Source organism: Blastomonas sp. CCH1-A6, assembly GCF_001556365.1.
In the GTDB taxonomy this organism is placed as follows: domain Bacteria; phylum Pseudomonadota; class Alphaproteobacteria; order Sphingomonadales; family Sphingomonadaceae; genus Blastomonas; species Blastomonas ursincola.
Map to the genome: position 1 here is coordinate 1 of NZ_LSIS01000440.1, position 22,573 is coordinate 22,573.

At 64.3% G+C, this 22,573-nt stretch carries 20 protein-coding genes and 1 pseudogene; 7 read left to right on the forward strand and 14 right to left on the reverse strand.

Annotated elements, in window-relative coordinates:
- The first annotated feature begins 285 nt into the window (after nt 1-285).
- On the forward strand, nt 286-561 hold the full coding sequence (locus AX735_RS25360) for a hypothetical protein (protein WP_137775937.1): 276 nt from the start codon (nt 286-288) through the stop codon (nt 559-561).
- 13 nt (nt 562-574) lie between these two features.
- Here the strand turns inward: AX735_RS25360 and AX735_RS19905 are convergent, their stop codons facing one another.
- On the reverse strand, nt 575-985 hold the full coding sequence (locus tag AX735_RS19905) for a tetratricopeptide repeat protein (RefSeq protein WP_066283930.1): 411 nt from the start codon (nt 983-985) through the stop codon (nt 575-577).
- A 208-nt stretch (nt 986-1,193) separates the two neighbouring features.
- Here AX735_RS19905 and AX735_RS19910 point away from each other — a divergent pair, with 208 nt between their 5' ends.
- Entirely contained in the window at nt 1,194-2,879 is a 1,686-nt protein-coding gene (locus AX735_RS19910; RefSeq protein ID WP_066283932.1) for an alkaline phosphatase D family protein, read from the forward strand.
- A 162-nt stretch (nt 2,880-3,041) separates the two neighbouring features.
- Nucleotides 3,042-5,240, forward strand: a complete 2,199-nt coding sequence (locus AX735_RS19915; protein ID WP_066283935.1) for a M13 family metallopeptidase — start codon at nt 3,042-3,044, stop codon at nt 5,238-5,240.
- Nucleotides 5,241-5,314: 74 nt separating this feature from the next.
- On the opposite strand, the gene AX735_RS19920 is transcribed toward AX735_RS19915, so the two are convergent.
- The 7 genes from AX735_RS19920 to AX735_RS19950 form a co-directional block, all read right to left on the reverse strand.
- A complete protein-coding gene (locus tag AX735_RS19920; RefSeq protein ID WP_066283940.1) occupies nt 5,315-5,629 on the reverse strand; it encodes an HPF/RaiA family ribosome-associated protein in 315 nt (104 codons plus the stop codon).
- 3 nt (nt 5,630-5,632) lie between these two features.
- Nucleotides 5,633-5,869, reverse strand: coding sequence for a hypothetical protein (locus AX735_RS19925; RefSeq protein WP_066283944.1), 237 nt, complete (start codon nt 5,867-5,869; stop codon nt 5,633-5,635).
- A gap of 172 nt (nt 5,870-6,041) precedes the next feature.
- Nucleotides 6,042-7,445, reverse strand: a complete 1,404-nt coding sequence (locus AX735_RS19930) for a PQQ-dependent sugar dehydrogenase (RefSeq protein WP_066283947.1) — start codon at nt 7,443-7,445, stop codon at nt 6,042-6,044.
- Nucleotides 7,446-7,486: 41 nt separating this feature from the next.
- On the reverse strand, nt 7,487-8,218 hold the full coding sequence (locus AX735_RS19935) for a proteasome-type protease (RefSeq protein ID WP_066283953.1): 732 nt from the start codon (nt 8,216-8,218) through the stop codon (nt 7,487-7,489).
- 220 nt (nt 8,219-8,438) lie between these two features.
- The gene (locus tag AX735_RS19940) at nt 8,439-9,254 is read right to left on the reverse strand and encodes a transglutaminase family protein (protein ID WP_066283956.1); all 816 of its coding nucleotides are present in this window, start codon (nt 9,252-9,254) and stop codon (nt 8,439-8,441) included.
- A 36-nt stretch (nt 9,255-9,290) separates the two neighbouring features.
- Nucleotides 9,291-10,232 (reverse strand): alpha-E domain-containing protein, encoded by a 942-nt coding sequence (locus AX735_RS19945; RefSeq protein ID WP_066283959.1) that lies wholly within the window; start codon nt 10,230-10,232, stop codon nt 9,291-9,293.
- 31 nt (nt 10,233-10,263) lie between these two features.
- Nucleotides 10,264-11,691 (reverse strand): circularly permuted type 2 ATP-grasp protein, encoded by a 1,428-nt coding sequence (locus tag AX735_RS19950; RefSeq protein ID WP_031318634.1) that lies wholly within the window; start codon nt 11,689-11,691, stop codon nt 10,264-10,266.
- A gap of 154 nt (nt 11,692-11,845) precedes the next feature.
- Between AX735_RS19950 and AX735_RS19955 the strand changes: the two genes are divergently transcribed.
- Nucleotides 11,846-12,988, forward strand: a complete 1,143-nt coding sequence (locus AX735_RS19955) for a DUF2891 domain-containing protein (RefSeq protein WP_202189628.1) — start codon at nt 11,846-11,848, stop codon at nt 12,986-12,988.
- 139 nt (nt 12,989-13,127) lie between these two features.
- Here the strand turns inward: AX735_RS19955 and clpB are convergent, their stop codons facing one another.
- Both clpB and AX735_RS19965 read right to left on the reverse strand, forming a co-directional pair.
- Nucleotides 13,128-15,707, reverse strand: coding sequence for an ATP-dependent chaperone ClpB (gene clpB, locus AX735_RS19960; protein ID WP_066283967.1), 2,580 nt, complete (start codon nt 15,705-15,707; stop codon nt 13,128-13,130).
- A gap of 99 nt (nt 15,708-15,806) precedes the next feature.
- Nucleotides 15,807-16,694, reverse strand: a complete 888-nt coding sequence (locus AX735_RS19965) for an HpcH/HpaI aldolase/citrate lyase family protein (RefSeq protein WP_066283992.1) — start codon at nt 16,692-16,694, stop codon at nt 15,807-15,809.
- Nucleotides 16,695-17,079: 385 nt separating this feature from the next.
- Here AX735_RS19965 and AX735_RS19970 point away from each other — a divergent pair, with 385 nt between their 5' ends.
- Nucleotides 17,080-17,523 carry a MarR family winged helix-turn-helix transcriptional regulator gene (locus AX735_RS19970; RefSeq protein ID WP_171007815.1) on the forward strand — a complete coding sequence of 148 codons (444 nt, stop codon included), beginning with the start codon at nt 17,080-17,082 and terminating at the stop codon, nt 17,521-17,523.
- A 72-nt stretch (nt 17,524-17,595) separates the two neighbouring features.
- Nucleotides 17,596-18,057, forward strand: coding sequence for a PilZ domain-containing protein (locus AX735_RS19975; protein WP_066283973.1), 462 nt, complete (start codon nt 17,596-17,598; stop codon nt 18,055-18,057).
- 66 nt (nt 18,058-18,123) lie between these two features.
- Here the strand turns inward: AX735_RS19975 and serA are convergent, their stop codons facing one another.
- The 4 genes from serA to AX735_RS19995 all read right to left on the reverse strand — a co-directional run bounded on the left by serA (nt 18,124) and on the right by AX735_RS19995 (nt 22,120).
- Complete coding sequence (gene serA / locus AX735_RS19980; RefSeq protein WP_066283978.1) at nt 18,124-19,710, reverse strand: phosphoglycerate dehydrogenase; 1,587 nt, start codon at nt 19,708-19,710, stop codon at nt 18,124-18,126.
- Nucleotides 19,711-19,869: 159 nt separating this feature from the next.
- The gene (locus tag AX735_RS19985) at nt 19,870-21,024 is read right to left on the reverse strand and encodes a phosphoserine transaminase (RefSeq protein ID WP_066283980.1); all 1,155 of its coding nucleotides are present in this window, start codon (nt 21,022-21,024) and stop codon (nt 19,870-19,872) included.
- Nucleotides 21,025-21,177: 153 nt separating this feature from the next.
- Nucleotides 21,178-21,489, reverse strand: coding sequence for a PepSY domain-containing protein (locus tag AX735_RS19990; protein WP_231750190.1), 312 nt, complete (start codon nt 21,487-21,489; stop codon nt 21,178-21,180).
- A gap of 25 nt (nt 21,490-21,514) precedes the next feature.
- Entirely contained in the window at nt 21,515-22,120 is a 606-nt protein-coding gene (locus AX735_RS19995; RefSeq protein WP_066283987.1) for a sulfite oxidase heme-binding subunit YedZ, read from the reverse strand.
- Between the two features lie 153 nt (nt 22,121-22,273).
- Here AX735_RS19995 and AX735_RS20000 point away from each other — a divergent pair.
- A pseudogene (locus tag AX735_RS20000) lies at nt 22,274-22,573 on the forward strand (hypothetical protein); the annotation flags it as partial.

Sequence of the window (22,573 nt, forward strand, 5' to 3'; positions counted from 1 at the left end):
GAGTCGGAGCCGGGGCAGGTGCCGGAGCGGGGGCGGGAACGACGATCGTGCCTTCGCCGGGCGAGGCAACATCGTCTGCACCGCAGGCCGAAACCGCGAGCGCGGCCACCGAGACCATCAGGACCGAACGAACACGTGCATTAAGCATCTTGGAATCTCCGCAAATCAGGACAGCGATCGCTGTCAGCCTTTTGAGGAACGAGCGGAGATGAGCTGATTCCACCCCCTGGAACACCGTTCGGGGCGGCAGATAGGCAGGCATGATGACCCGGCGGGGCCATTTCCATGACAGAGCAGCGACAGGATTATGACTCTTTGGAGTCTTATGTGAAAATTGTGCGACAAACGCCGCGCCTGAGCGACAAAACTGTTGGTTTTCGGCGCGTTAGGCCAATGGCCTGGGCGTCGGTCAGGGCATTGCAAACAATTGCCGCGCGCACGGGCGGCGTGCAGATGAAGCGATTATGCGTGCCTTGCGTGGCCAATGTGCCACATTGGCTCATCCACAAGACAAGACCCGACCGGATGATCTCCGGCCGGGTCGATTCAGTCAGCCCTTGATGGCAGAGCGCGATCAGCGGCTGGCATAGCCCTGGTCGAGACGACGCAGCGCGTGCCGTGCGGCGACGCGACTGTCCATCACCCGCCCGTCGGACAGGATCACGTCGAACGAGCGCTCGGCGTCGATCGCGGCCTGATAATGGCTGCGCGCCTGGGTGAGATCGCCCATCTTGGCATAGGCCAGGCCCATGTTGATCAACCGTGCGGGATCGCGCCGGGCGGAAGGAGAAACCTGTTGCTCAGCCGCCTGCATCTGTTCGAGCGCGACCGGATAATTGCCCTTGAGCAGCGCGGCATAGCCGAGCGAGCCGCTCTCATAGCCGATCTCGTTCGCCGCCGCCCGGTTCTGCACAGGCTGGGCAATCGCCGGAGCAGCCATACCGAGGGCGGCCAGGGCCGCGAATGTGATAACTTTGGTGTTCATGTCAGCATATCCTTTCCGTGTGTGACGAGCCAAATGCTACGCTTATGTGACACCCATGGCAATATGAATGTCACATAAATTACTCCTTAATGTCATATTTCTGTAATTTTCGTCGGCTGGACGATTGTCACACGCCCGCAATGTCCCTTGACCAAAAGGCGCCCGCGCTGTCCGATGGACGCAAACACAACACGAGAGGGGCGTGCCCATGACCATGACGATCGATCGCCGACTGCTGCTCAAGGCCGGAACCTTCGGGCTTGCGGCGCTTTCGCTGCCCGGCGCAGCCCTGGCCTTCGCGTCGGCCCGCGGCTTCACCCATGGCGTGGCGAGCGGCGAGCCCTCCGCCGATTCGGTGCTGCTGTGGACGCGCTATGTCGCGGATAATGACGCGCGACTGACCGCAGAACTCTCCGCGACGCCCGATTTCGCCAAGGTTGTTGGCGGCGGATCGGTGACGGCCAGCGGCGCGCGCGATCATATCGCCAAGATCACCGTGCGCGGCCTGAAGCCCGGCAGCTGGTACTACTACCGCTTCGTGGCCGCAGACGGATCCAAGTCACCCGTGGGCCGCACGCGCACCTTGCCGAAGGGCGAAACGCAGGCGTTCAATCTTGGCGTCTTTTCCTGCTCCAACCTGCCCTTCGGCTGGTTCAACGCCTATGGTCATGCCGCCGCGCGCAAGGATATCGACCTCGCGCTGCACCTGGGCGACTATATCTACGAATATGGCCCGGACGTGTACCCGACGCGCGCCCAGGCGCTGGCCGGTCGTCTGGTCCAGCCCGATCACGAGATGATCACGCTCGCCGACTATCGCCTGCGCTATGCCAGTTACCGGCTCGATCCCGATCTGCAGGCGCTGCACCAGAGCGTGCCGATGATCGCGATGTGGGACGATCACGAGATCGCCAACGACGCCTGGAAGGGCGGCGCGCAGAACCATCAGGACGGGGCCGAGGGCGACTATGCCACCCGCCGCCGCATTGCCGAGCAGGTCTATCGCGAATGGATGCCGGTGGCCGACCTCAACCCCGCCGATGCGCTGTGGACCAGCTATCAGATCGGCAATCTCGCGACGATCATCCGCACCGAAAGCCGCCTGTCGGGCCGCGACAAACCCGCCGAGCTGGCCGAGGCCTTTGCCGGTGGCGGCGATCTGGCCAAGGCGCTGGCCAAGTTCCGCGACGAGACCTGGATGGACCCGAGCCGCCACATGCTGGGCGACGATCAGGCGCGCTGGCTGGGCGAGCAGTTCAAGGCATCGAAGGCGTCTGGCACGCGCTGGCAGGTCTGGGCGCAGCAATGCGTGATGGGATCGCTGAAGCTGCCGGTCGAAACCGCGCAATGGGTGCCCAAGGACGCACCCGAGATCGTCCGCACCCGCTCCGCCGCTGGTCTTGCCGCGAGCCAGGCGGGGCTGCCGTTCAACATGGATGCGTGGGACGGCTACCCGGTCCAGCGCGAGGCGCTGCTCAAGTCCGCCCAGGCCGCCGATGCCGATCTGGTCGTGCTCTCGGGCGACAGCCACAACGCCTGGGGCTTCGATCTGGCCGCCGATGGCAAGCCGGCGGGGGTCGAGTTCGCCGGCCATTCGGTCAGCTCGCCCGGCTTCGAGACCTATGCTCCGACGGTCGCGCCCAAGGACGTGGCCGGCGCGCTGATCCGCGGCAACCCGCAGCTCAAATGGGCGGATACCAGTAGCCGCGGCTATATGACGGTCAATCTCACCCAGGACCGCGCCACCGCCAACTGGCATGCGATGCGCACAATCCGCGAGCACACGCTCGACCTTGCCGGAACCGAAAGCCGCAGCGTGCTGCCGGGCCGCAAGGTGCTGGCCGAGCCCGGTTGGTCGCGCTGGAGCCCTGCGGACGCCACGCTGTCGGTCTGATCGTCCAAGCCGTTTGTCGACGACCAACGACCGCCTGCCGAAAAGCTTTGCAGCCCCCGGGGTGTCCGATTACGTTTGAAACCATCATCGCCTCCCGCACGCTGCGGGTCGATGGCAAGCGCCCGTATGTCCGGGCCTTCAGACACCATCCGGGGAGCTATAATGGTCAAGAATTTCCTGCTCGCGTCCGCCGCGCTGGTCGCACTCGCGGCTGCACCCGCCCAGGCGCATGAGCACGATGCCCAGCCGGGCGATATCGACATGCTGATCGAGGCCGAAGCCGCGGGCAATACCGCCAGCGGCGGCACCACCGATGCCGAAGGCATCACCACCACCGCGCGCGATTTCTGGGGCACCTGGGGCGTCGACACGACACTGATGAACCCCGCCGTCAAGCCGGGCGACGATTTCTACGCGTACGTCAACGGCAAGTGGCTCGACACGTTCGAGATTCCCGCCGACCGTTCACGCTATGGCGCCTTCACCCTACTTGCCGAAAAGTCCGAGCAGCGCGTACGCAAGATCATCGACGAACTTGCTGCTACCAAGCCCGCGATCAACACCGGCGCAGGCAAGGTCGCCGCGTTCTACAATGCCTATCTCGATACCGCCGCGATCGACGCTGCAGGCCTCGCCCCTGCCCAGCCCTATCTCGACAAGATCAAGGCGGTGAAGACGCGCGAGGACCTGGCGAAGCTGTTCGGCACGCCCGGTTTCCGCAGCCCGGTCGCCGGGTTCGTCGACATCGATTCCAAGCAGACCGACAAGTACATCTTCCAGGTCACCCAGGCGGGCCTCGGCATGCCCGACCGCGATTATTACCTGGTCGACAGCGAGGCGAACCTCAAGGTCCGCGCCGCCTATATGCAGTATCTGACCTTCCTGCTCGGCAAGGCGGGCTATGCCGATCCGGCCAAGGCGGCACAGATGGTCTATGATCTCGAAAAGGCCATTGCCACCGAGCATTGGGACCGCGCCGTCGGCCGCAACCGCAACATCACCTATAACAAGCTGAGCAAGGCCGAGATGCTGGCGCTGGGCAACGGCTTCCCGGTCGAAACCTTCATCAAGACCATCGGCGTCGATGGCCAGCAGGAATTCGTCGTGCGCCAGCTCGCGCCGACGGCAGAAGAGATCGCCACCGAGAAGCTGACCCCCGAACAGGTCGCCAAGCTCGGCACCGGCATCCCGGGCCTGTTCAAGCTGGCCAATAGCGCGCCGATCGAGGCGTGGCAGGCATGGGCGGCCGCCGGCTTCCTGTCGAGCGCGGCGAGCGTGCTGCCCTCGGACATCGATGCGGCCAATTTCGCGTTCTACGGCACCGTGCTCGGCGGCCAGCAGAAGCAGCGCGAGCGCTGGCAGCGCGGCGTCGCGGCGGTCGAGGGATCGATGGGCGAGATCGTCGGCAAGATTTATGCGGACCGCTATTTCCCGGCCGAAAACAAGGCCGCGATGGACGAGCTGGTCGGCAACCTCCGCAAGGCGATGGCCGCCAACCTCAACGACATCAAGTGGATGGGCGAGGCGACCAAGGTCGAGGCGCGGCAGAAGCTCGCCAAGTTCACCCCCAAGATCGGCTATACCGAGAAGTTCGAGACCTATGACACGCTGACGATCACGCCCGGCAAGGCGCTGGACAATGCGATCGCGGCGGGCACCTGGGCCTATCGCGACAATCTGTCCAAGCTGGGCAAGCCGATCGACAAGACCGAATGGTTCATGCTGCCGCAGACGGTGAATGCCTATTATTCTCCGCCGCGCAACGAGATCGTCTTCCCCGCCGCGATCCTGCAGCCGCCGTTCTTCAACCTGTCGGCGGACCCGGCGGTGAACTATGGCGCGATCGGCGGCGTGATCGGCCATGAAATGGGCCATGGCTTTGACGACCAGGGGTCCAAGTCGGACGGCGATGGCGTGCTGCGCGACTGGTGGACGGCAGAAGATCAGGCCAATTTCAAGAAGCTTACCAGCGCGCTCGTCGCCCAATATAGCGCGCTCTGCCCGCTCGACGACGGCAAGACCTGCGTCAACGGCGCGCTGACGCTCGGCGAGAATATCGGCGATGTCGGCGGGCTCTCGATGGCCTATCGCGCGTACAAGATTCACCTGAACGGCAAGGAAGACAAGGTGATCGACGGGCTGACCGGCGACCAGCGCTTCTTCATGGCCTGGGCACAGGTGTGGCGGAACAAGTCGCGCGACGAGTATCTGCGCCAGCAGCTCAACACCGATCCGCACTCGCCGCCCAACTATCGCGCCAACGGCACCGTCCGCAATTTCGACGAATGGTACAAGGCGTTCAACGTGAAGCCCGGTGACGCGCTCTACCTGCCGCCGGAACAGCGCATCCGCATCTGGTAACCTCGCAGGAGCAACAGAAAAGGCCCACTGTCATTGCCGTGACAGCGGGCCTTTTTCGTTGGAATTCGTGGCAATCAGTGCGTGCGCAGCTTGCCGAAATGCGTATCGAGCAGCGCCTGCATCTTGTCCGAGGCATCGCGGATCGCGCTTTCGACCTGACCCGCATTCCCCTTGACCGTCACCGGCTTGCCCCCCTCGGGCCGCGCCTCGAGCGTGCACACGATATCGTCGCTACCGCCCTTGGGGCCGTTCACATCGGCGAGATGGACCTCGACGCGCGACAGGCGGCTCGAGAAACGATTCAGCCGTGACTCGACGATTTGTTCCGCCTGTGCAGCCAGAGCCTCATCGCCGGTAATCCGATTGTCGGTGTTGAACTGGATATGCATGGATCAGCGGACCTTTCTGGAGCGTTCGAGAACCAGGCGATGGCCTTCGGCGTCGAGCGCGCCCATCGGCGGATCGTGATCACTTGGACCATCGATCCGGCCCATATCCGCAGTGTCGGTCTGATGCTCCAGATAGTCCGGACCATCGGGCTGTGCGCCTTGCTGCTTCAGCTTCAGCGCCTTCTCCGCCAGGCGCACCTGATCGGGCGCGGGCGAGGTATCGTCAGGTTTGTTGCTCATGCAGGACTTACGCGGCGGGCGCGGCCAAGTTCCTGCTCTTGCAGCGCAATTCTCCCCTTCCGCGTGCGGGAGGAGCAGGTTCAGCTCGCTAAACCGAGGTGGGTCATGGCATAGTCGTCTGCGCAGCCCACCCCACCCTTCGGGCACCCCTTCCTGAAGGGAGGGGAAAAGTTCAACGCATCGCGGTCTGAACCGGCTTGGCCTGGACCTTGGGATTGCTCACCCGCCACACGATACCCGAGACGTCATCGGTGACCAGCAGCGCGCCCTTGCTGTCAATTGTCACATCGGTCGGGCGGCCCTTGGCATCGCCGCTCTTGGTGAGGAAGCCCGAGAGCACGTTGACCGGCAGCCCGCCGGTGACCTTGCCCTTGGCATCGCGGATGACCGCAGGGCGGCCGTTCTCGCCGAACGGCACGAACACCACCTTGTAGCCCGAAGCCGGCTTGCGATTCCACGATCCGTGCAGCGCTACGAACGCGCCATTGGCAAAGTCGCTGCCCAGCGCGGCCTTCTCCGCAAATGTCAGGCCCAGAGGCGCGACATGGGTGCCGAGCGCATAATCGGGACGGCGGGTATATTCGCGCAGCTCCGGACGGCGCGGCTCAACGCGGAAATCCTCGTATCCGCCCCAGTAATTCCACGGCCAGCCGAAATGCATGCCGGCTTCCACCTTGGTGAGGTAATCGGGCACGAGGTCCGATCCCAGCATGTCGCGTTCGTTGACCACGGTCCACAGCGCGTCCGAACTGGGCTCCCAGGCCATGCCGACCGGGTTGCGCAGGCCGACCGCAAAGTCGCGCTTCTTGCCGGTCGCCAGGTCAAGCTCGATGATCCGCGCGCGGCCCTTCTCGACCTCCAGCCCCTTTTCTGCGACGTTCGAGGCGGAGCCGATGGCGACGAACAGCTTGGTGCCGTCAGCATTGGCGATCAGGTTGCGCGTCCAGTGGTTGTTGGGCTTCTGGGCGGGCAGGCTCAGCACCTTGCGGCCCTTGGCGGTGATCTTCGTCTGCCCTTCCGAATAGGGGAAAGCCATGACGGCGTCGGTGTTCGCGACATAGAGCGTGTCGCCAATCAGCACCATGCCATAAGGCGAGTTCAGCCCTTCGAGGAACGGCGTCTTCGTCTCGGCCTTGCCGTCGCCATCACTGTCGCGCAGCAGCGAGATGCGGTTTGCCGATTTGACGCCCGCGCCCGCCTTGTTCATCAGCAGGCGCATCACCATGCCTTCGATGCCGGGATTTTCACGCGGCGGACTGTTGGTTTCGGCGACCAGCACATCGCCATTGGGTAACACCAGCATCGATCGCGGATGATCGAGCCCATCGGCAAAACGCGCCACCTGCAGCCCTTCGGCCGCCTTGGGGGCTTCGTTCGGGCCCCAGGGCTTCACATCGGCGACATTGATCGTCGGGAAGATTTCCTTGCGCGGCGCGGTGATTTCCGGCGACGGGCCGCTGACCTGGGCGATATCGAGCTGCGCCTTGTCACCGCTCAGGAAATACCAGCCGGCACCCCCGACAACCGCAGTCGTGAGGCCCAGAAAAATGAGGATGTTGCGCGTCTTGGTTTTCATGGGCCCAAATTAGGGCGCGCCATCGGCAGGCGCAAGCGGCATCACCCGGTATAATCGGGCAGGGAATGAAACGCGTTTTTCAACGCATCGCTCCACTGGTCGGCGATCAGGTTGTAATAGGGATCGCTCGCCTGGATCCGCCGGTTGCGCCCAGCAAAGCTGTTTGCGGCATAGATCTGAAGATCCAGCGGAAGCGCGACCGACAGGTTCGCCTTGATCGTCGAATCGAACGACACCATCAGCAGCTTGATCGCATCGTGAAACGACATGTCGCGATCATAGGCGCGCACCAGGATGGGGCGACCATATTTGGTCTCGCCGATCTGGAAGAAGGGCGTGTCATCGCCCGCCTCGATGAAATTGCCCTCGGGGTAGATCATGAACAGCTTGGGGTCCATGCCGGCAATCTGGCCGCCGACGATCATCGACGCGCTGAACGTCGAGGATGCGCTTTCGCCCGCGATGGCGCGGGTCCGCGCAATCTCGTCGCGCAGCGTCTCGCCGATGATGCGCGCGACCTGAAACATGGTGGGCGCCTCCATGATCGAAGGCTTGCGCTCGTGCGGCGCCTTGGTGCGCTCCTCGAGCACGCTGACCACGCCCTGGGTGGTCGCCAGATTGCCCGCCGTCATCACCGTGATGTAGCGATCGCCCGGCTTTTCCCAAGTGAACATCTTCTTGAACGTGCTGATATTGTCGACACCCGAGTTCGTCCGGGTGTCCGACATGAACACCAGCCCCTTGTCCAGGCGCATCCCGACGCAATATGTCATAGGAGCGTCCTCCCCCTTCATTCGCATGGCGCGCATAAGGCGCGATGCGCAACAATCGGTCAAGCGGCAATGGTCGTTGTGGAAAAGTCGGGAATGGCGACCCGCTGCGCCATCAACATCGTCATTCCCGCGAACGCGGGAATCCCGCTTCGGTTGCGCTTGACGAAAGTAAGCGGGACCCCGCCTGCGCGGGGGTGACGAGCCTAGCCCGGTCGTTGCCTTACTGCTGGACCTGCTGCACCTGCAGCGTCACCGTCATCGCCTCGGTACCGCGGCCAAAGGTGATTCCGGCGATCGGCGCAGCCTCGCGATAGTCCAGCCCGGTTGCCACGCGGACATAGCGCTCGTCGGGCGAATAGCCGTTGGAGACATCGAAACCGACCCAGCCCAGGCCATTCACGTGCACCTCGGCCCAGCCGTGCCCGGCATCCTGATCGACCCGGTCGTTCATCAGCAGATAGCCGCTGACATAGCGCGCCGGATAGCCGAGCATCCGGGCGAGCGTGATGAACAGATGCGCATGGTCCTGGCACACGCCATGGCCGGCGTTCAGCGCCTCTTCCGCCGTGGTGGTGACACCGGTCTGCCCGACCTGATAGGCCACCGCGCCGCGCACCAGCGCCGACAGCGCATGGAGCCGGGGCGCATCGCCGCTGCTGGTACCCGGGTCCTCGAACTGGCGCAGCAGCTTGCGGATGGCAGGGCCAGGCCGAGTGAACGGCGTCTCGCGCTTGAAATACCACAAGGGCGCCGAGCCGATATGCTGGCCGACCATCCCGGCATGATCGCTGGTCTCGACCTCGCCCTCGCACTGGATGACGATCTCGTGCTGGTCGGGGTCGAAGCTGAAAAGTTCGACATGGTTGTTGTGGTGATCGTAGAACTCGACCTGCTTGGTGCCGCCATCGACATTGGTCGTCCAGCGGATCACCTTCTGCCCGTGCGAATCCTTGGGGATCATGCGCAGCCGCTGCAGCGCATAGGGCATGGGCGTGTCGTAATGATAGCTTGTCCGATGGACGATGTGCAGCCGCATGAGTGACCCGTAACCCCTGTAAAATTCCGCCCCGCCTCAATGATAGAAGCGGAATTCCTGCTCGATCTGCGCCGAGATGCCGTTGTTGCGCTTGATGAAATCCTGGATGAACTGGTGCAGCCCATTATCGACGATCATGTCGATATTGGTGTTCGCAAGTTCCTGGCTCAGCCCGGCCGCCTGGTGGAGGCTGTCGCCTGCCCCACCATATTCGCGCGCGATCGCTTCGAGCGCGCTCGCCATCCGGCTGGCACAGAAGGACAGCGAGCGCGGCATCACCTGGTCGAGGATCATGAACTGCGCGATGTTGCGCGGGTTGGTCTCACCGGGGTTGAGCCAGCGGAACGCGCGATAGGCGGAGACCGAGCGCAGGATCGTCTCCCATTGCACATTGTCGAGGCTCGACCCGACATAGGACAGCGAGGGCAGCAGCACGTAATATTTGACATCGAGAATACGCGCGGTGCTGTCCGCCCGCTCGACGAACGTGCCCAATTGCGCGAAGAAATAGATGTCGTTGCGCATCATTGTGCCGCTCTGCGCGCCGCGCACCTGCGCACTCTGCTGGCGGATGAGGCTCAGAACATCGGGAAGCTCGTTATCCGAAATCTGCGTGCGCAATGCTTCCTTCAGCGTCATCCAGCATTCGTTGGTCGCCTCCCACACCTCGCGGGTCAGCGCAGTGCGCACCAGCCGCGCGTTGTTGCGCGCCGCCTCGATCACCGACAGCACGCTCGAGGGGTTGGTCTTGTCGCGCAGCAGGAAGTTGATGACGCTCGAGCCATCGACCTTGTCATAGCGCTGCGCATAGGCCTGGCGCACGCCGGCCGTCGTCAGCACCGAGGCCCATTCGTCCTCGGCGGCTTCCGATCGCGTCAATGCGATGCGGAAGCCGGCGTCGACCAGCCGCGCGATATTCTCGCTGCGCTCCAGATAGCGCTGCATCCAGAACAGGCCGCCTGCGGTCTTGCCGAGCATCAGCGCGTCCCCCCGATCGTCATTCCCGCGCTCATTCGTCGAGCACCCAGCTGTCCTTGGTGCCGCCGCCCTGGCTCGAATTGACCACGAGCGAACCTTTCTTGAGCGCGACGCGGGTGAGCCCGCCCGGCGTGATGTCGATGCCATTGGGCGAAACGAGCACGAAGGGCCTCAGGTCGACATGGCGCGGGGCGAGGCCCTGGCGCGTCATGATCGGCACGGTGGAGAGCGAGAGCGTGGGCTGCGCGATATAATTGCCGGGCCGAGCCTTCAGCTTCTGACGGAACGCGGCAATCTCCTTGCGGCTCGCCGCCGGTCCGACCAGCATGCCATAGCCGCCCGATCCGTGGACTTCCTTCACCACCAGTTCGTGCAGATGCTCCATCACATAGGCGAGCGAATCCGCTTCCGAGCAGCGCCAGGTCGGCACGTTTTCCAGGATCGCCTTCTCGCCGGTATAGAATTCGACGATCTCGGGCATGTAGCTGTAGATCGCCTTGTCGTCCGAGATGCCGGTGCCCGGCGCGTTGGCGATGGTGATGCCACCCGCGCGGTACACGTCCATGATGCCCGGAACGCCGAGCGCGGAATCGGGGCGGAAAGTGAGCGGATCGAGAAAATCGTCATCGACCCGGCGATAGAGCACGTCGATCGCGCGATAGCCCTGGGTGGTGCGCATCGCGACGCGGCCATCGACCACGCGCAGGTCGTGTCCCTCGACCAGTTCCGCCCCCATCTGGTCGGCAAGGAAGCTGTGCTCGAAATAGGCGCTGTTGTGGATGCCGGGGGTCAGCACCGCGATCTCGGGCGGGCCGTTGCAGGCGCGCGGCGCGCTGGCGGCGAGCGAACGGCGCAGCTTGCGCGGATAGTCCGACACCTCGCGCACCCGCACCTTGCGGAACAGCTCGGGGAACATGTGCAGCATCGTCTCGCGATTCTCGAGCATGTACGATACGCCCGAGGGGGTGCGCGCATTGTCCTCGAGCACATAGAACTGGTCGGGCCCGGTGCGCACGATGTCGACGCCGATGATGTGCGTGTAGATGCCGCCCGGCGGGTCCATGCCGATCATCTGCGGCAGGAACGCCTCGTTCCTCGCGATCAGCTCGACCGGGATGCGGCCCGCGCGCAGGATCTCCTGGCGGTGATAGATATCGTGCAGGAACGCGTTGATCGCGCGCACGCGCTGCTCGATGCCGCGGCTGAGGCGCGCCCATTCGCGGCCCGAGATGATGCGCGGGACGATATCGAACGGGATCAGCCGCTCGCTCGCCTCTTCCTCGCCATAGACCGCGAAGGTGATGCCGGTGCGGCGGAAGAAATTCTCCGCATCGCGCGCCTTGGTGCGCAACCGGGATGCGTCCTGCGCGCCATACCATTCGCAAAATTCGCTATAGGGTGCGCGCACCGAACCATCGGGCAGCAGCATCTCGTCAAAGTGCGGTTTATCCCCTGTCATTGACATAAGATGTGACAGCTATTGTGCACTGCCGCAAGACTGGAAATGCGCACCATAATCCGCCCCCTTCCGTACCGATTTGCGACGCGCACCGCTTGTCACGCCCCGGCTTCTGGTGTGTATTCGCCCTCGGACGCTGGAAGGGGACACGGCATTGAAAAACTGGACGGGGCTGGCGCTGGCCGGCGTTTTGCTGATCACAGGCTGCGGATCGCCCGGAACCAAGAGCGAGGAGGACGCCATCGCGATCCCCGAGGCGCGGCCCGATGCGGTGAACGATCGCTTCGCCCGGCTGGCGCTCACCTGCGTGCACAAGGAATATCCCAACAAGATCTCGCATGTGCTCAACGACGATAGCGACGCGAAGCCGCCACGCGAACTGACGCCCGCCTTTTACGGCTGTTTCGACTGGCATTCGTCGGTGCACGGCCACTGGCTGCTGGTGCGCATCCTGAAGACCGATTCCGCATCGCCGATGAAACCCGCGATCCTTGCGGCGCTGGGTCGCAGCTTCACTACCGAGAATATCGCGGCCGAGCTGAACTATATCGAGGGTGCAGGCCGCAAGGGCTTCGAGCGGCCCTATGGCACCGCCTGGTTCCTGCAACTGGTCGCCGAGCTCGACGAAAGCGAGGACCCGAAGCTCAAGGCCTGGCGCGAGACGCTGCGTCCACTCGAGCAGAAGATCGTCGGCGAGACCGAGGCCTGGCTGCCCAAGCTCGCCTATCCGATCCGGCTGGGCACGCACAACCAGAGCGCCTTCGCCTTCGGCCTGATGCTCGATTATGCGCGGCGGGTGAATAACGACGCGTTCGAAAAGCAGCTGGTGGCGAAATCGCTCGAGTTCCACCGCGCGGACGTGAACTGCCCGCTCGCCTATGAGCCGTCGGGCGAGGATTTCCTCTCCCCCTGTCTGATGGAGGCCGACCTGATGCGCCGGGTGATGCCGCAGGCGGAATATGCCGCCTGGCTGGGCCGGTTCCTGCCGCAGATTCCGGCGGACGGCTCGACCGGATGGCTCACCCCCGGCGAGGTGCGCGATCCCACCGACGGCAAGCTTGTGCATCTCGACGGCGTGAACCTGTCGCGCGCCTGGGCGATGGAAGGCATTGCAAGCGCGCTGCCCAAGGACGACCCGCGCGTGCCAGCGCTGCTCGCCACCGCGAAGCTGCACGCCGATAGCGGGCTCAAGGCGGTGAGCGACAAGAATTACGAAGGCAGCCACTGGCTGGGCAGCTTCGCGACGTACCTCACGACGAAGCGGGGAATTGCAGGTAGCGGAAACGCGGACGGTTAGCGCCGTCACGCTCCCCTCCCTGCAAGGGAGGGGCTGGGGGTGGGTAAGCGAAATTGTACCAACGCCGGCGCAGACGACCCACCCCTAACCCCTCCCTGGCCAGGGAGGGGAACGCAAATCCATCAACCGTGGCGGACCATCACTCCACCGTCAGCACCAGCTGCCCGTCACCGTCCGTCACATGCACGGTCGAGCCATCGGGCACCTCGCCGCGCAGCAGCTTGTCGGCGAGCGCATCCTGCAGATATTTCTGGATCGCTCGCTTCAGCGGCCGTGCGCCATAGACCGGATCGTAACCCACCCGGCCCAGCCATTTGCGCGCGCTGTCGGTCAGGTCGATCGTGATCTTGCGATCCTTGAGCAGCTTCGCCACCCGCGCGACCTGGATGTCGACGATCGGCGCCATATGCTCCTCGCCGAGGCGATGGAACAGGATGATCTCGTCGAGCCGGTTGAGGAATTCGGGGCGGAAATGCCCGCGCACCACTTCCATCACCTGCGGCTCGACATCCCTGACCTTCTGGTCCTCGGTCATGCCCGCGAGATACTGGCTGCCCAGGTTCGAGGTGAGGATGATCAGCGTGTTCGAGAAATCGACCGTGCGGCCCTGGCCGTCGGTCAGGCGGCCATCGTCGAGCACCTGCAACAGCACGTTGAACACGTCGGGATGCGCCTTCTCGACCTCGTCGAACAGCACGACCTGATAGGGCCTGCGCCTTACTGCCTCGGTCAGCACGCCACCTTCCTCATAGCCGACATAGCCCGGGGGCGCGCCGATCAGCCGCGCGACCGCGTGCTTCTCCATGAACTCGCTCATGTCGATGCGCACCATCGCGTTGTCGTCGTCGAACAGGAAGCCTGCCAGCGCGCGCGTCAGCTCGGTCTTGCCGACGCCCGTGGGGCCGAGGAACAGGAAGCTGCCGAGCGGCCGGTTGGGGTCTTGCAAGCCCGCGCGCGAACGCCGGACCGCCTTGGACACCGCCTCGACCGCCGCCTGCTGGCCGATCACGCGCTTGCCGATATGCTCTTCCATCGCGAGCAGCTTCTCGCGCTCGCCCGCGAGCATCCGGTCGACCGGAATGCCGGTCCACTTGCTCACCACCGCGGCAATATCGTCCTCGGTGACTTCCTCGCGCAGCATTGCGCTCGCGGTCTGGCTCTGCGCCTCGGCCAGCTTGCGCTCCAGCTCGGGAATCCGGCCATAGGACAGCTCGCCCGCGCGGGCGAGATCGCCGTTGCGCTGCGCCTGTTCGAGCTCGATGCGCAGGCCGTCGAGCTCTTCCTTGAGCTTCGCCTCGGCGTGGATCTTGTCCTTCTCGCCCTGCCAGCGCGTGGTCAGCTCGGCCGATTGCTGCTCGAGCTCGGCCAGGTCCTTCTGCAGCGTCGCCAGCCGGTCCTTCGACGCGGCATCGCTTTCCTTGCCCAGCGCCGAAGCCTCGATCTTGAGCTGGATGATCCGCCGATCGAGCGCCTCGATCTCTTCGGGCTTGCTCTCCACCTCCATGCGGATGCGGCTCGCCGCCTCGTCCATCAGGTCGATCGCCTTGTCTGGCAGGAAGCGGTCCGAGATATAGCGGTTGGAGAGCGTCGCGGCGGCCACCAGTGCATTGTCGGTGATCCGCACGCCATGATGCAGCTCGTATTTCTCCTTGAGGCCGCGCAGGATCGAGATCGTGTCCTCGACATTGGGCTCGCCGACGAACACCGGCTGGAACCGCCGCTGCAGCGCGGGGTCCTTCTCGACATGCTTCTGATATTCGTCGAGCGTGGTCGCGCCGATGCAGTGCAGCTCGCCGCGTGCGAGCGCGGGCTTGAGCAGGTTGGAGGCGTCCATCGCGCCCTCGCCCTTGCCGGCCCCCACCAGCGTGTGCATCTCGTCGATGAACAGGATGATCTCGCCCTCGGCGCCCTTGACCTCGTCGAGCACCGCCTTGAGCCGCTCCTCGAACTCGCCGCGATACTTTGCACCCGCGATCAGCGCACCCATGTCGAGCGCCATCAGGCGGCGGTCCTTCAAGCTATCGGGCACGTCGCCATTGGCGATGCGCAGCGCGAGACCTTCGGCGATCGCGGTTTTGCCGACGCCGGGTTCGCCGATCAGCACAGGGTTGTTCTTGGTGCGCCGCGCGAGAATCTGCACCGTGCGGCGGATTTCCTCGTCACGGCCGATCACCGGGTCGAGCTTGCCCTCACGCGCCACCGCGGTCAGGTCGCGGGCGTATTTCTTCATCGCCTCATAGCTTTCCTCGGCGCTGGCCGAGGTGGCGCTGCGGCCCCCGCGCAGTTCGTTGATCGCGGTGTTGAGCGCTTCGGGCGTGACACCGGCCTTGGCGAGCGCATCGCCCGCCTTGGTGCCCTTGGCGAGCGCGATGGCGAGCAGCAGCCGTTCTACCGTGACGAAGCTGTCGCCCGCCTTGCTGGCAACCTGTTCGGCGCTGTCGAGCAGGCGCACGGCGTCATTGTCCAACCCAGGCGTCTGCTGTGCGCCGCCGCCCGAGACGGCGGGCACCTTGGCGAGCAGGGCATCGACCTCCTGCGCGGCGACCGGGGCCTGCCCCCCTGCGCGCGCGATCAGCCCGGCAGCCATGCCTTCGCTGTCTTCGAGCAGCGCCTTCAGGATATGTTCGGGGCTGATCCGCTGATGGCTCATGCGGATGGCAACGGTCTGCGCCGATTGCAGGAAGCCCTTGGCGCGGTCGGTAAATTTCTCGAGGTTCATGGGAGTTTCTCCACCCTATCTAGCCCTTGCCACAGACACATAGTGTTGCATCTTTGCAACGCAAGAGGAGGCGGTCGCAGAATTTGAGTGTGACGCCGCTCAGCCCCGGCCGGCGCGCGCCAGCAGCTGCATCGCACGCGACAGATGCGGCCGGTCGAGCATGCCGCCCTTGTAGCCGATCGTCCCTGCCCCCGGGTTCGCCGCGAACAGATCGATAATCATCTGGGCCTCGGTCAGCTCCTCCTCGCTGGGGGTGAAGGCGGTGTTGATGACATCGACTTGCGCCGGATGGATCGCGAGCATGCCCGAAAAGCCATCGCGCCGCACCTTTTCCGCACGCGCCTTCAGCCCGTCGAGATCGCGGAAATCGCCCTGGATCGTCTCGATCGCGGCGACCCCTGCAGCGGCTGCGCCGAGCAGGCACAGGCTGCGCGCGAGCTCATAGGTGAAGCCATAGCTGCCGTCCGCGTTGCGATTGCTGGCAGCGCCGATCGAATCGGCGAGATCTTCCGCGCCCCAACTCATCGCCATGAGCCTGGGTGCACCCCGGTAGTCACCGGTCGTGAACATCGCCTCGGCGGTTTCGGTGACCAGCGCGATCACCGGGGTCGATCCCTGTTCGATCCCGTTCGCCACCTCGAGCGCAGAGAGATAATGGTCGAGAAGCTCGACATCGCGCCGACCGCGCGCCTTGGGCAGCATGATTCCGCCCGGTCGCGCGGGCATGATCGCGGCAAGATCCTGCAGCGCCCAGGGTCCGTCGAGAGGGTTGACCCGCACCCATAGCCGCTCGATCCCATCGCTGCGGCTGGCCAGCTGGTCACGCACCAGGCTGCGCGCCATGGGCTTGTTCTCGGCCGCGACGGCATCTTCCAGATCGAACAGCGCGATATCGGCGGAACTCTCTGCCGCCTTGGCCATCTTCTTCTCGCTGTCGCCAGGGGCAAACAGCCACGACCGCATCGGAAGGTGGAGCATTTCGGTCATCGCCTCGGGTCCGTTGTAATTTGCGCTTTTTGACACCTTTACCGCTGCACCGATCAAGCGCAATCGCACAGCGTGCTTGGCGATGGTCTGCGAGGCGGCCGAAAAGGTTAAAGACCCGATTTCACGCGATATTTGTGCGCTTTGCCTTGAATGCTTCGCTGATCGCTCGGCAGGTTTCGTAGCCGGACGCGCAATATTCGATCCGAAATGGAAGCAAAAAATACCCCTGTTACGGGGTCACCCCCTAAAAACCGGGGTGGTAAGCGATTGAAGATGCTGCAAGAACTCTCGTCACAGAGCCAACGCCGCCCATCGGTCAGAAGGATCGATCGGATGAGGCGATAACAAGGCCAACGGGCGCGCGCGCAACAACAGGGATATGCACGTGAAATCGTTAGCGAGAGAGACCAGCCCCCGCCCCGCCACCACCTGGCACCGTCCCATCCGCCCGGAAGGCGTGCAGAACGACGCTCCTCGCACGGCGCAGAACGATGGTGATCGGCGCGCCCGGCTGGTGATGCGCGAACAGCAATCGGCACGCCTGCGGAGCAGCTGCTTCCCCGAGCTCAAGCTGCGCAACCCGCTCTGGGACATGCTGGTCGCGCTGCTGGCCGCCAAGCGCAACGGCAACCAGCTCTCGATGAGCGACCTGTGCCTGATGAGCGATGCTCCGGAAAGCACCGCGTTGCGGCTGATTCACCAGCTGCGCGAAAAGGGCTATGCGGACATGGTGCCCGACCGTTCGGATCGTCGGCGGACCCGCGTGACACTGACCAGCCTGGGCGAAGCTCAATTCGATCAATATCTTGATCGGTTCGAGCTGGCCTGATCGGTCCTTCGAGCGTTTTACCTCGATTTAAGGGTTTCTGTTTAGGGCTGAGGTGCAAAGGACGCACCCACCATGTCATTCGGCAAAAAAGGACTGACAGGACCTACCTTCGATGCGGCGCCGCAGGGTGATGCGAGCCTGCCGCAGCGCGAGCCGCGTGTGCATCGGTTGATGAAGGTCACGCTGTTCCACGAACGGTTCGGCAGCGCCGACGGGGTGATCCGCGACATTTCGAGCGGCGGGCTGGGCGGCCGGTGCGCCGCGCCTCTGGAGCCCGGCGATGTGGTCGAGATCGATCGACCGGGCCTGGGCCGGTTCGAGGCGGAGGTGCGCTGGGTACGCAACGGCCAGTTCGGCGCGCAGCTGACATCCGACCTCAGGATCGACACCAAGGAGGTGCAGAACCTGTCCTTCAACAACTCCAATTGGGACACGAAGGTCAACAAGCCGCTCGAGAACCACGTGTTCACGCGGTTCAAGCCGATGCAGAACACCTATCGCCCCACCATCTCGCTGGCGCGCCGCGACAAATAGGCGCCACGGCCCGAGCGGCGGCTGCCCTGCCCCGGCCTTTCGGCCAGCAGGCAGGGCAACGCGAGGTCAGTCAAACTTCAGGCTCTTGACGGTCTTCACCCCGGCAAGCTGGCACAGCTTCCACAGCACCGGCTCCTCGACCGCGCCGTCGAGCGACAGCAGCAGCACCGCCTCGCCTCCCGCGCGCGCTTCGCGGCGACCGAGGTGGAAGGTCGCGATGTTGACATTGGCCTCGCCAAGCGTCGATCCCAGACGACCGATGAAACCCGGCTCGTCGCGGTTGACGATATAGAGCATGTGCCCGGCGAGATCGGCCTCGATCTTGATGCCGTAGATCTCGACCAGACGCGGCGTCGCGTTTCCGAACAGCGTACCGGCGACCGAGCGCTCGCCATCGGCAGTGGCGACCGAAACGCGCACCAGCGTGTGATAGTCGCCCTCGCGGTCATGCCGCACTTCGCGCACGTCGAGCCCGCGATCCTTGGCGAGGAACGGCGCGTTGACCATGTTCACCGCATCGCTGAACGCACTCATGAAGCCCGCCAGCACCGCAGCGGTGATCGGCTTCATGTCGAGTTCGGCAGCGGCACCCTCGACTTCGATCGCGATGCTCTTGACGCGGTCGCTCTCGAGCTGGCCGACCAGACGGCCCAGATTGGTCGCCAGCGCCATATAGGGGCGCAGCTTCGGCGCCTGCTCGGCCGAGAGGCTGGGCATGTTGAGCGCATTGGTCACGCCGCCCTTGACCAGATAGTCGGCCATCTGCTCGGCAACCTGGATCGCGACATTGACCTGTGCTTCGCTGGTCGATGCACCCAGATGCGGGGTCGCGACGAAGTTCGGCGTGTTGAACAGCGGATGCTCGTGCGCCGGTTCGGTGGCGAACACGTCGAGCGCCGCGCCCGCGACATGGCCCGAATCGAGCGCGTCCTTGAGCGCCGCCTCGTCGATCAGCCCGCCACGCGCGCAGTTGATGATGCGCACGCCCTTCTTCGTCTTGGCGAGCGCTTCCTTGCTCAGGATGTTGCGCGTCTGGTCGGTCAGCGGGGTATGCAGCGTGATGAAATCGGCGCGCGCGAGCAGGTCGTCGAGCGTCACCTTCTCGATGCCCAGTTCCACCGCGCGCTCGGGCGTCAGGAAGGGATCGAACGCGATGACCTTCATCTTCAGGCCCAGCGCACGATCGGCAACGATCGAGCCGATATTGCCCGCGCCGATCAGGCCCAGCGTCTTCGCGGTCAGTTCGACACCCATGAAGCGGTTCTTTTCCCACTTGCCGGCCTGAGTCGAGGCATCGGCCTCGGGCAGCTGCCGGGCGAGCGCGAACATCAGCGCGATCGCGTGCTCGGCCGTGGTGATCGAGTTTCCGAACGGCGTGTTCATCACGACCACACCCTTGGCGGAAGCTGCGGGAATATCGACATTGTCAACGCCGATGCCAGCGCGGCCGACGACCTTGAGATTGGTCGCGGCATCGAGGATCGCCTTGGTCACCTTGGTCGAAGAGCGGATGGCGAGGCCGTCATACTGGCCGATGATCGCGGCCAGCTCGTCCGGCGTCTGGCCGGTAATCACATCGACCTCGCAACCGCGTTCGCGGAAGATCTGCGCGGCCTTGGGGTCCATCTTGTCGGAAATAAGCACTTTGGGCATTTTATGTCTCCCTCTCCCCTTCAGGGGAGAGGGCCGGGAAGAGGGGAAAGGCCTCTGGTCCCGGCCCTATTGTTGAGTGAAATGAAGCGGGTAAGCCCCGCTCCCTTCGCCACTGCGCGGCTCTTCCCTCTCCCCTAAAGGAGAGAGGGCGGGCGGGTGTTACCTGGAAGTGAGCTCGGAATAGGCCCAGTCGAGCCAGGGGCCGAGCGCCTCGATATCGGCGGTCTCGACGGTCGCGCCGCACCAGATGCGCAGCCCCGGAGGGGCATCGCGATAGCCCGCGATGTCGAAGGCCGCGCCTTCTTTCTCGAGCAGCCCGGCAAAGGCCTTGATGAATGCCTCGTCCGCGCCCTCGACCGTCAGGCAGACGCTGGTGGTCGAACGCGTCGCGGGATCGGGCGCGAGATGGCCGAGCCACGGACGCGCCTGGACGATGGCGTCGAGCGCCGCCGCATTGGCATTGGAGCGCGCGATCATCGCATCCGCGCCGCCCAGCGACTTGCCCCATTCGAGCGCGAAGATCGCATCTTCCACCGCCAGCATCGACGGGGTGTTGATCGTCTCGCCCTTGAACACGCCCTCGGCGAGCTTGCCCTTGCTGACCAGGCGGAACACCTTGGGCAGCGGCCAGGCGGGGGTATAGGTCGCGAGCCGCTCGACCGCACGCGGGCCGAGGATCAGCACGCCATGCGCACCTTCGCCGCCCAGCACCTTCTGCCAGGAGAAGGTGGCGACATCGATCTTGTCCCAGGGCAGGTCATAGGCGAACACCGCGCTGGTCGCGTCGGCAAAGCTCAGGCCCTCGCGGTCGGCGGCGATCCAGTCGCCATTGGGGACGCGCGCACCCGAGGTGGTGCCGTTCCAGGTGAACAGCACGTCGTGCGACCAGTCGACCGCGTTCAGATCGGGGATCTGGCCGTAATCGGCGCGCAGGATCACGGGATCGAGCTTGAGCTGCTTGGCGGCATCGGTCACCCAGCCTTCGCCGAAGCTTTCCCAGGCGAGCGCGGTGACCGGACGGGCGCCCAGCATCGTCCACATCGCCATTTCAAAGGCGCCGGTGTCCGATCCGGGCACGATACCGATCCGGTGGGTGTCGGGGAGCTTGAGCAGCTCGCGCATCAGATCGATGCAATATTGCAGCCGCGCCTTGCCGATCTTCGACCGGTGCGAACGACCCAGCGATTCGGTGGAAAGCTGTGCTGCCGACCAGCCCGGGGGCTTTGCGCAGGGACCCGAGGAAAAATACGGGCGAGCAGGCAGGGTGGCAGGTTTCTTGGCGAGCACAGCGCCCGCACCAACGGTATCAGTCATGTCAGTCTCTCCTTGCAGAGAGCACGCGCGGCGTTGGGACCGCGTGGCCCGTCGACGGCCCTAGGGGCGAATTGCACATAAAGCAATCACCAAATGCCGAACGGGTCCAGATTTACGCCGCCCTGCGCAACAAATGCACAGGGCGGCGGCGAATCACTTCTTGAAAATGACCTTGCCACGCTGCGAGACGAGCAGCTTTTCCATGGTTACCGGGTGGAAATAGGCCTCGACATTCTGGCCCTCGGGGGTCACGCCATAGACCTCGTAGCAGCCGCCATCGACCTTCGACTTCTTGACCGTCCAGCCGTCCTTCTTGAGCTTGGCTTCCAAATCGGCGCGGCTCTTCCAGCCCGTCTGCGGACCGGCGTCGCACTTCATCTTGCCGGTAGCAAAGGCATCCGGAGCGGCGGAAAACTGCATCGCGGTGGCGGCGGCGACGGCCAGCATGGCCTGTGCGAATTTCATGGATTGTCCCTCTTCTCTACAACGGTCAGCCCGTTGCTGCCTGTGTGCCACGGCGCGCTGAACGCCGCTTGAACATAAGCATGACCCGTGCGGTTTCCAGAATCAGCAGCGGAACAAAATGCACGACCATCCCCATATATTCGCCGTCAACGTACACCCAGTGCAGCGCGATCAGCAAGGCGGCAGGATAGACGAGCCGCTGCAGCCGTTTCCAGTTCGCGCGCATCGCCCGCTGCGAGGCGTTATTGCTGGTCACCCCCATGGCGATGAAGATGATGAGCGCGGCATAGCCCGTCCAGATCGAGAAGATCAGCGCCTCTTCCGCGATCATGCCCCAGTCGCCCATGTCGTACAGGTAGAAGGCGAGATGCAACAGGCCATAGCCGCACGCCGCCACCCCCAGTGCCCGGCGGCGCGCGAGCAGCCAGTCGAGCCAGCGCCTGCGCCCGAAGATCGCACGCAGCGGCGAAATCATCATCGCGATGATCATGAAGCGGACGGAGAACTCGCCGCTCGGGTGGATCAGATCGAATGCGGTCACCGGATCGCGCAAAAAGCCTATGGTCATCCCGATCGCGGGAATCGCCAGCAGCAGCCAGAAAAACCCATGCACGTTGATCAATCGCAACATCGTGTCCGCACCCACCCTCAAAGCGCACCGCTTCGTCCCGGCCAGCGCTAGCCCTGCCGCAAGGTCCGCGCAATGCCGCGCTTTCGTTCCCTATCGCAGCGTTAACCATTTTCGGAACAACAGGGTTAAATTTCATTGAGTAGGATCAACGCCATGGAACGAGGCGTTCATCAAGGTCCCTCCCTGGCCGCTGGTGGCCCGCTGCCCCTGGGTGGCGGCGACAGTGCGCAGATGAACGCTGGCGAAGGCGCGGGCCTGCACCGTAGTGCACGGTCCGCGCCGCGTCGCATCGACCCCCGTTTCACCGCCATGATCGAATCGCCCGAACTGCAGCGCATGGCGCTGGTCGCGGCGCTTTCGGTCCTGATCGCGGGCTGCTCGATGCTGCCCGAAGGCCGCGGCCTGTCGCGGGCGCCCGTCTCCGCTCCCGCACGAAGCCAGCAGGCGGTGCGC

What these genes read in the sequence shown, in the direction of transcription:
- AX735_RS25360 (WP_137775937.1), top strand. Translation starts at nt 286, where the DNA reads ATGACAGAGCAGCGACAGGATTATGACTCTTTGGAGTCTTATGTGAAA.
- AX735_RS19905 (WP_066283930.1), bottom strand. Translation starts at nt 985, where the DNA reads ATGAACACCAAAGTTATCACATTCGCGGCCCTGGCCGCCCTCGGTATG.
- AX735_RS19910 (WP_066283932.1), top strand. Translation starts at nt 1,194, where the DNA reads ATGACCATGACGATCGATCGCCGACTGCTGCTCAAGGCCGGAACCTTC.
- AX735_RS19915 (WP_066283935.1), top strand. Translation starts at nt 3,042, where the DNA reads ATGGTCAAGAATTTCCTGCTCGCGTCCGCCGCGCTGGTCGCACTCGCG.
- AX735_RS19920 (WP_066283940.1), bottom strand. Translation starts at nt 5,629, where the DNA reads ATGCATATCCAGTTCAACACCGACAATCGGATTACCGGCGATGAGGCT.
- AX735_RS19925 (WP_066283944.1), bottom strand. Translation starts at nt 5,869, where the DNA reads ATGAGCAACAAACCTGACGATACCTCGCCCGCGCCCGATCAGGTGCGC.
- AX735_RS19930 (WP_066283947.1), bottom strand. Translation starts at nt 7,445, where the DNA reads ATGAAAACCAAGACGCGCAACATCCTCATTTTTCTGGGCCTCACGACT.
- AX735_RS19935 (WP_066283953.1), bottom strand. Translation starts at nt 8,218, where the DNA reads ATGACATATTGCGTCGGGATGCGCCTGGACAAGGGGCTGGTGTTCATG.
- AX735_RS19940 (WP_066283956.1), bottom strand. Translation starts at nt 9,254, where the DNA reads ATGCGGCTGCACATCGTCCATCGGACAAGCTATCATTACGACACGCCC.
- AX735_RS19945 (WP_066283959.1), bottom strand. Translation starts at nt 10,232, where the DNA reads ATGCTCGGCAAGACCGCAGGCGGCCTGTTCTGGATGCAGCGCTATCTG.
- AX735_RS19950 (WP_031318634.1), bottom strand. Translation starts at nt 11,691, where the DNA reads ATGACAGGGGATAAACCGCACTTTGACGAGATGCTGCTGCCCGATGGT.
- clpB (WP_066283967.1), bottom strand. Translation starts at nt 15,707, where the DNA reads ATGAACCTCGAGAAATTTACCGACCGCGCCAAGGGCTTCCTGCAATCG.
- AX735_RS19965 (WP_066283992.1), bottom strand. Translation starts at nt 16,694, where the DNA reads ATGACCGAAATGCTCCACCTTCCGATGCGGTCGTGGCTGTTTGCCCCT.
- AX735_RS19975 (WP_066283973.1), top strand. Translation starts at nt 17,596, where the DNA reads ATGTCATTCGGCAAAAAAGGACTGACAGGACCTACCTTCGATGCGGCG.
- serA (WP_066283978.1), bottom strand. Translation starts at nt 19,710, where the DNA reads ATGCCCAAAGTGCTTATTTCCGACAAGATGGACCCCAAGGCCGCGCAG.
- AX735_RS19985 (WP_066283980.1), bottom strand. Translation starts at nt 21,024, where the DNA reads ATGACTGATACCGTTGGTGCGGGCGCTGTGCTCGCCAAGAAACCTGCC.
- AX735_RS19990 (WP_231750190.1), bottom strand. Translation starts at nt 21,489, where the DNA reads ATGAAATTCGCACAGGCCATGCTGGCCGTCGCCGCCGCCACCGCGATG.
- AX735_RS19995 (WP_066283987.1), bottom strand. Translation starts at nt 22,120, where the DNA reads ATGTTGCGATTGATCAACGTGCATGGGTTTTTCTGGCTGCTGCTGGCG.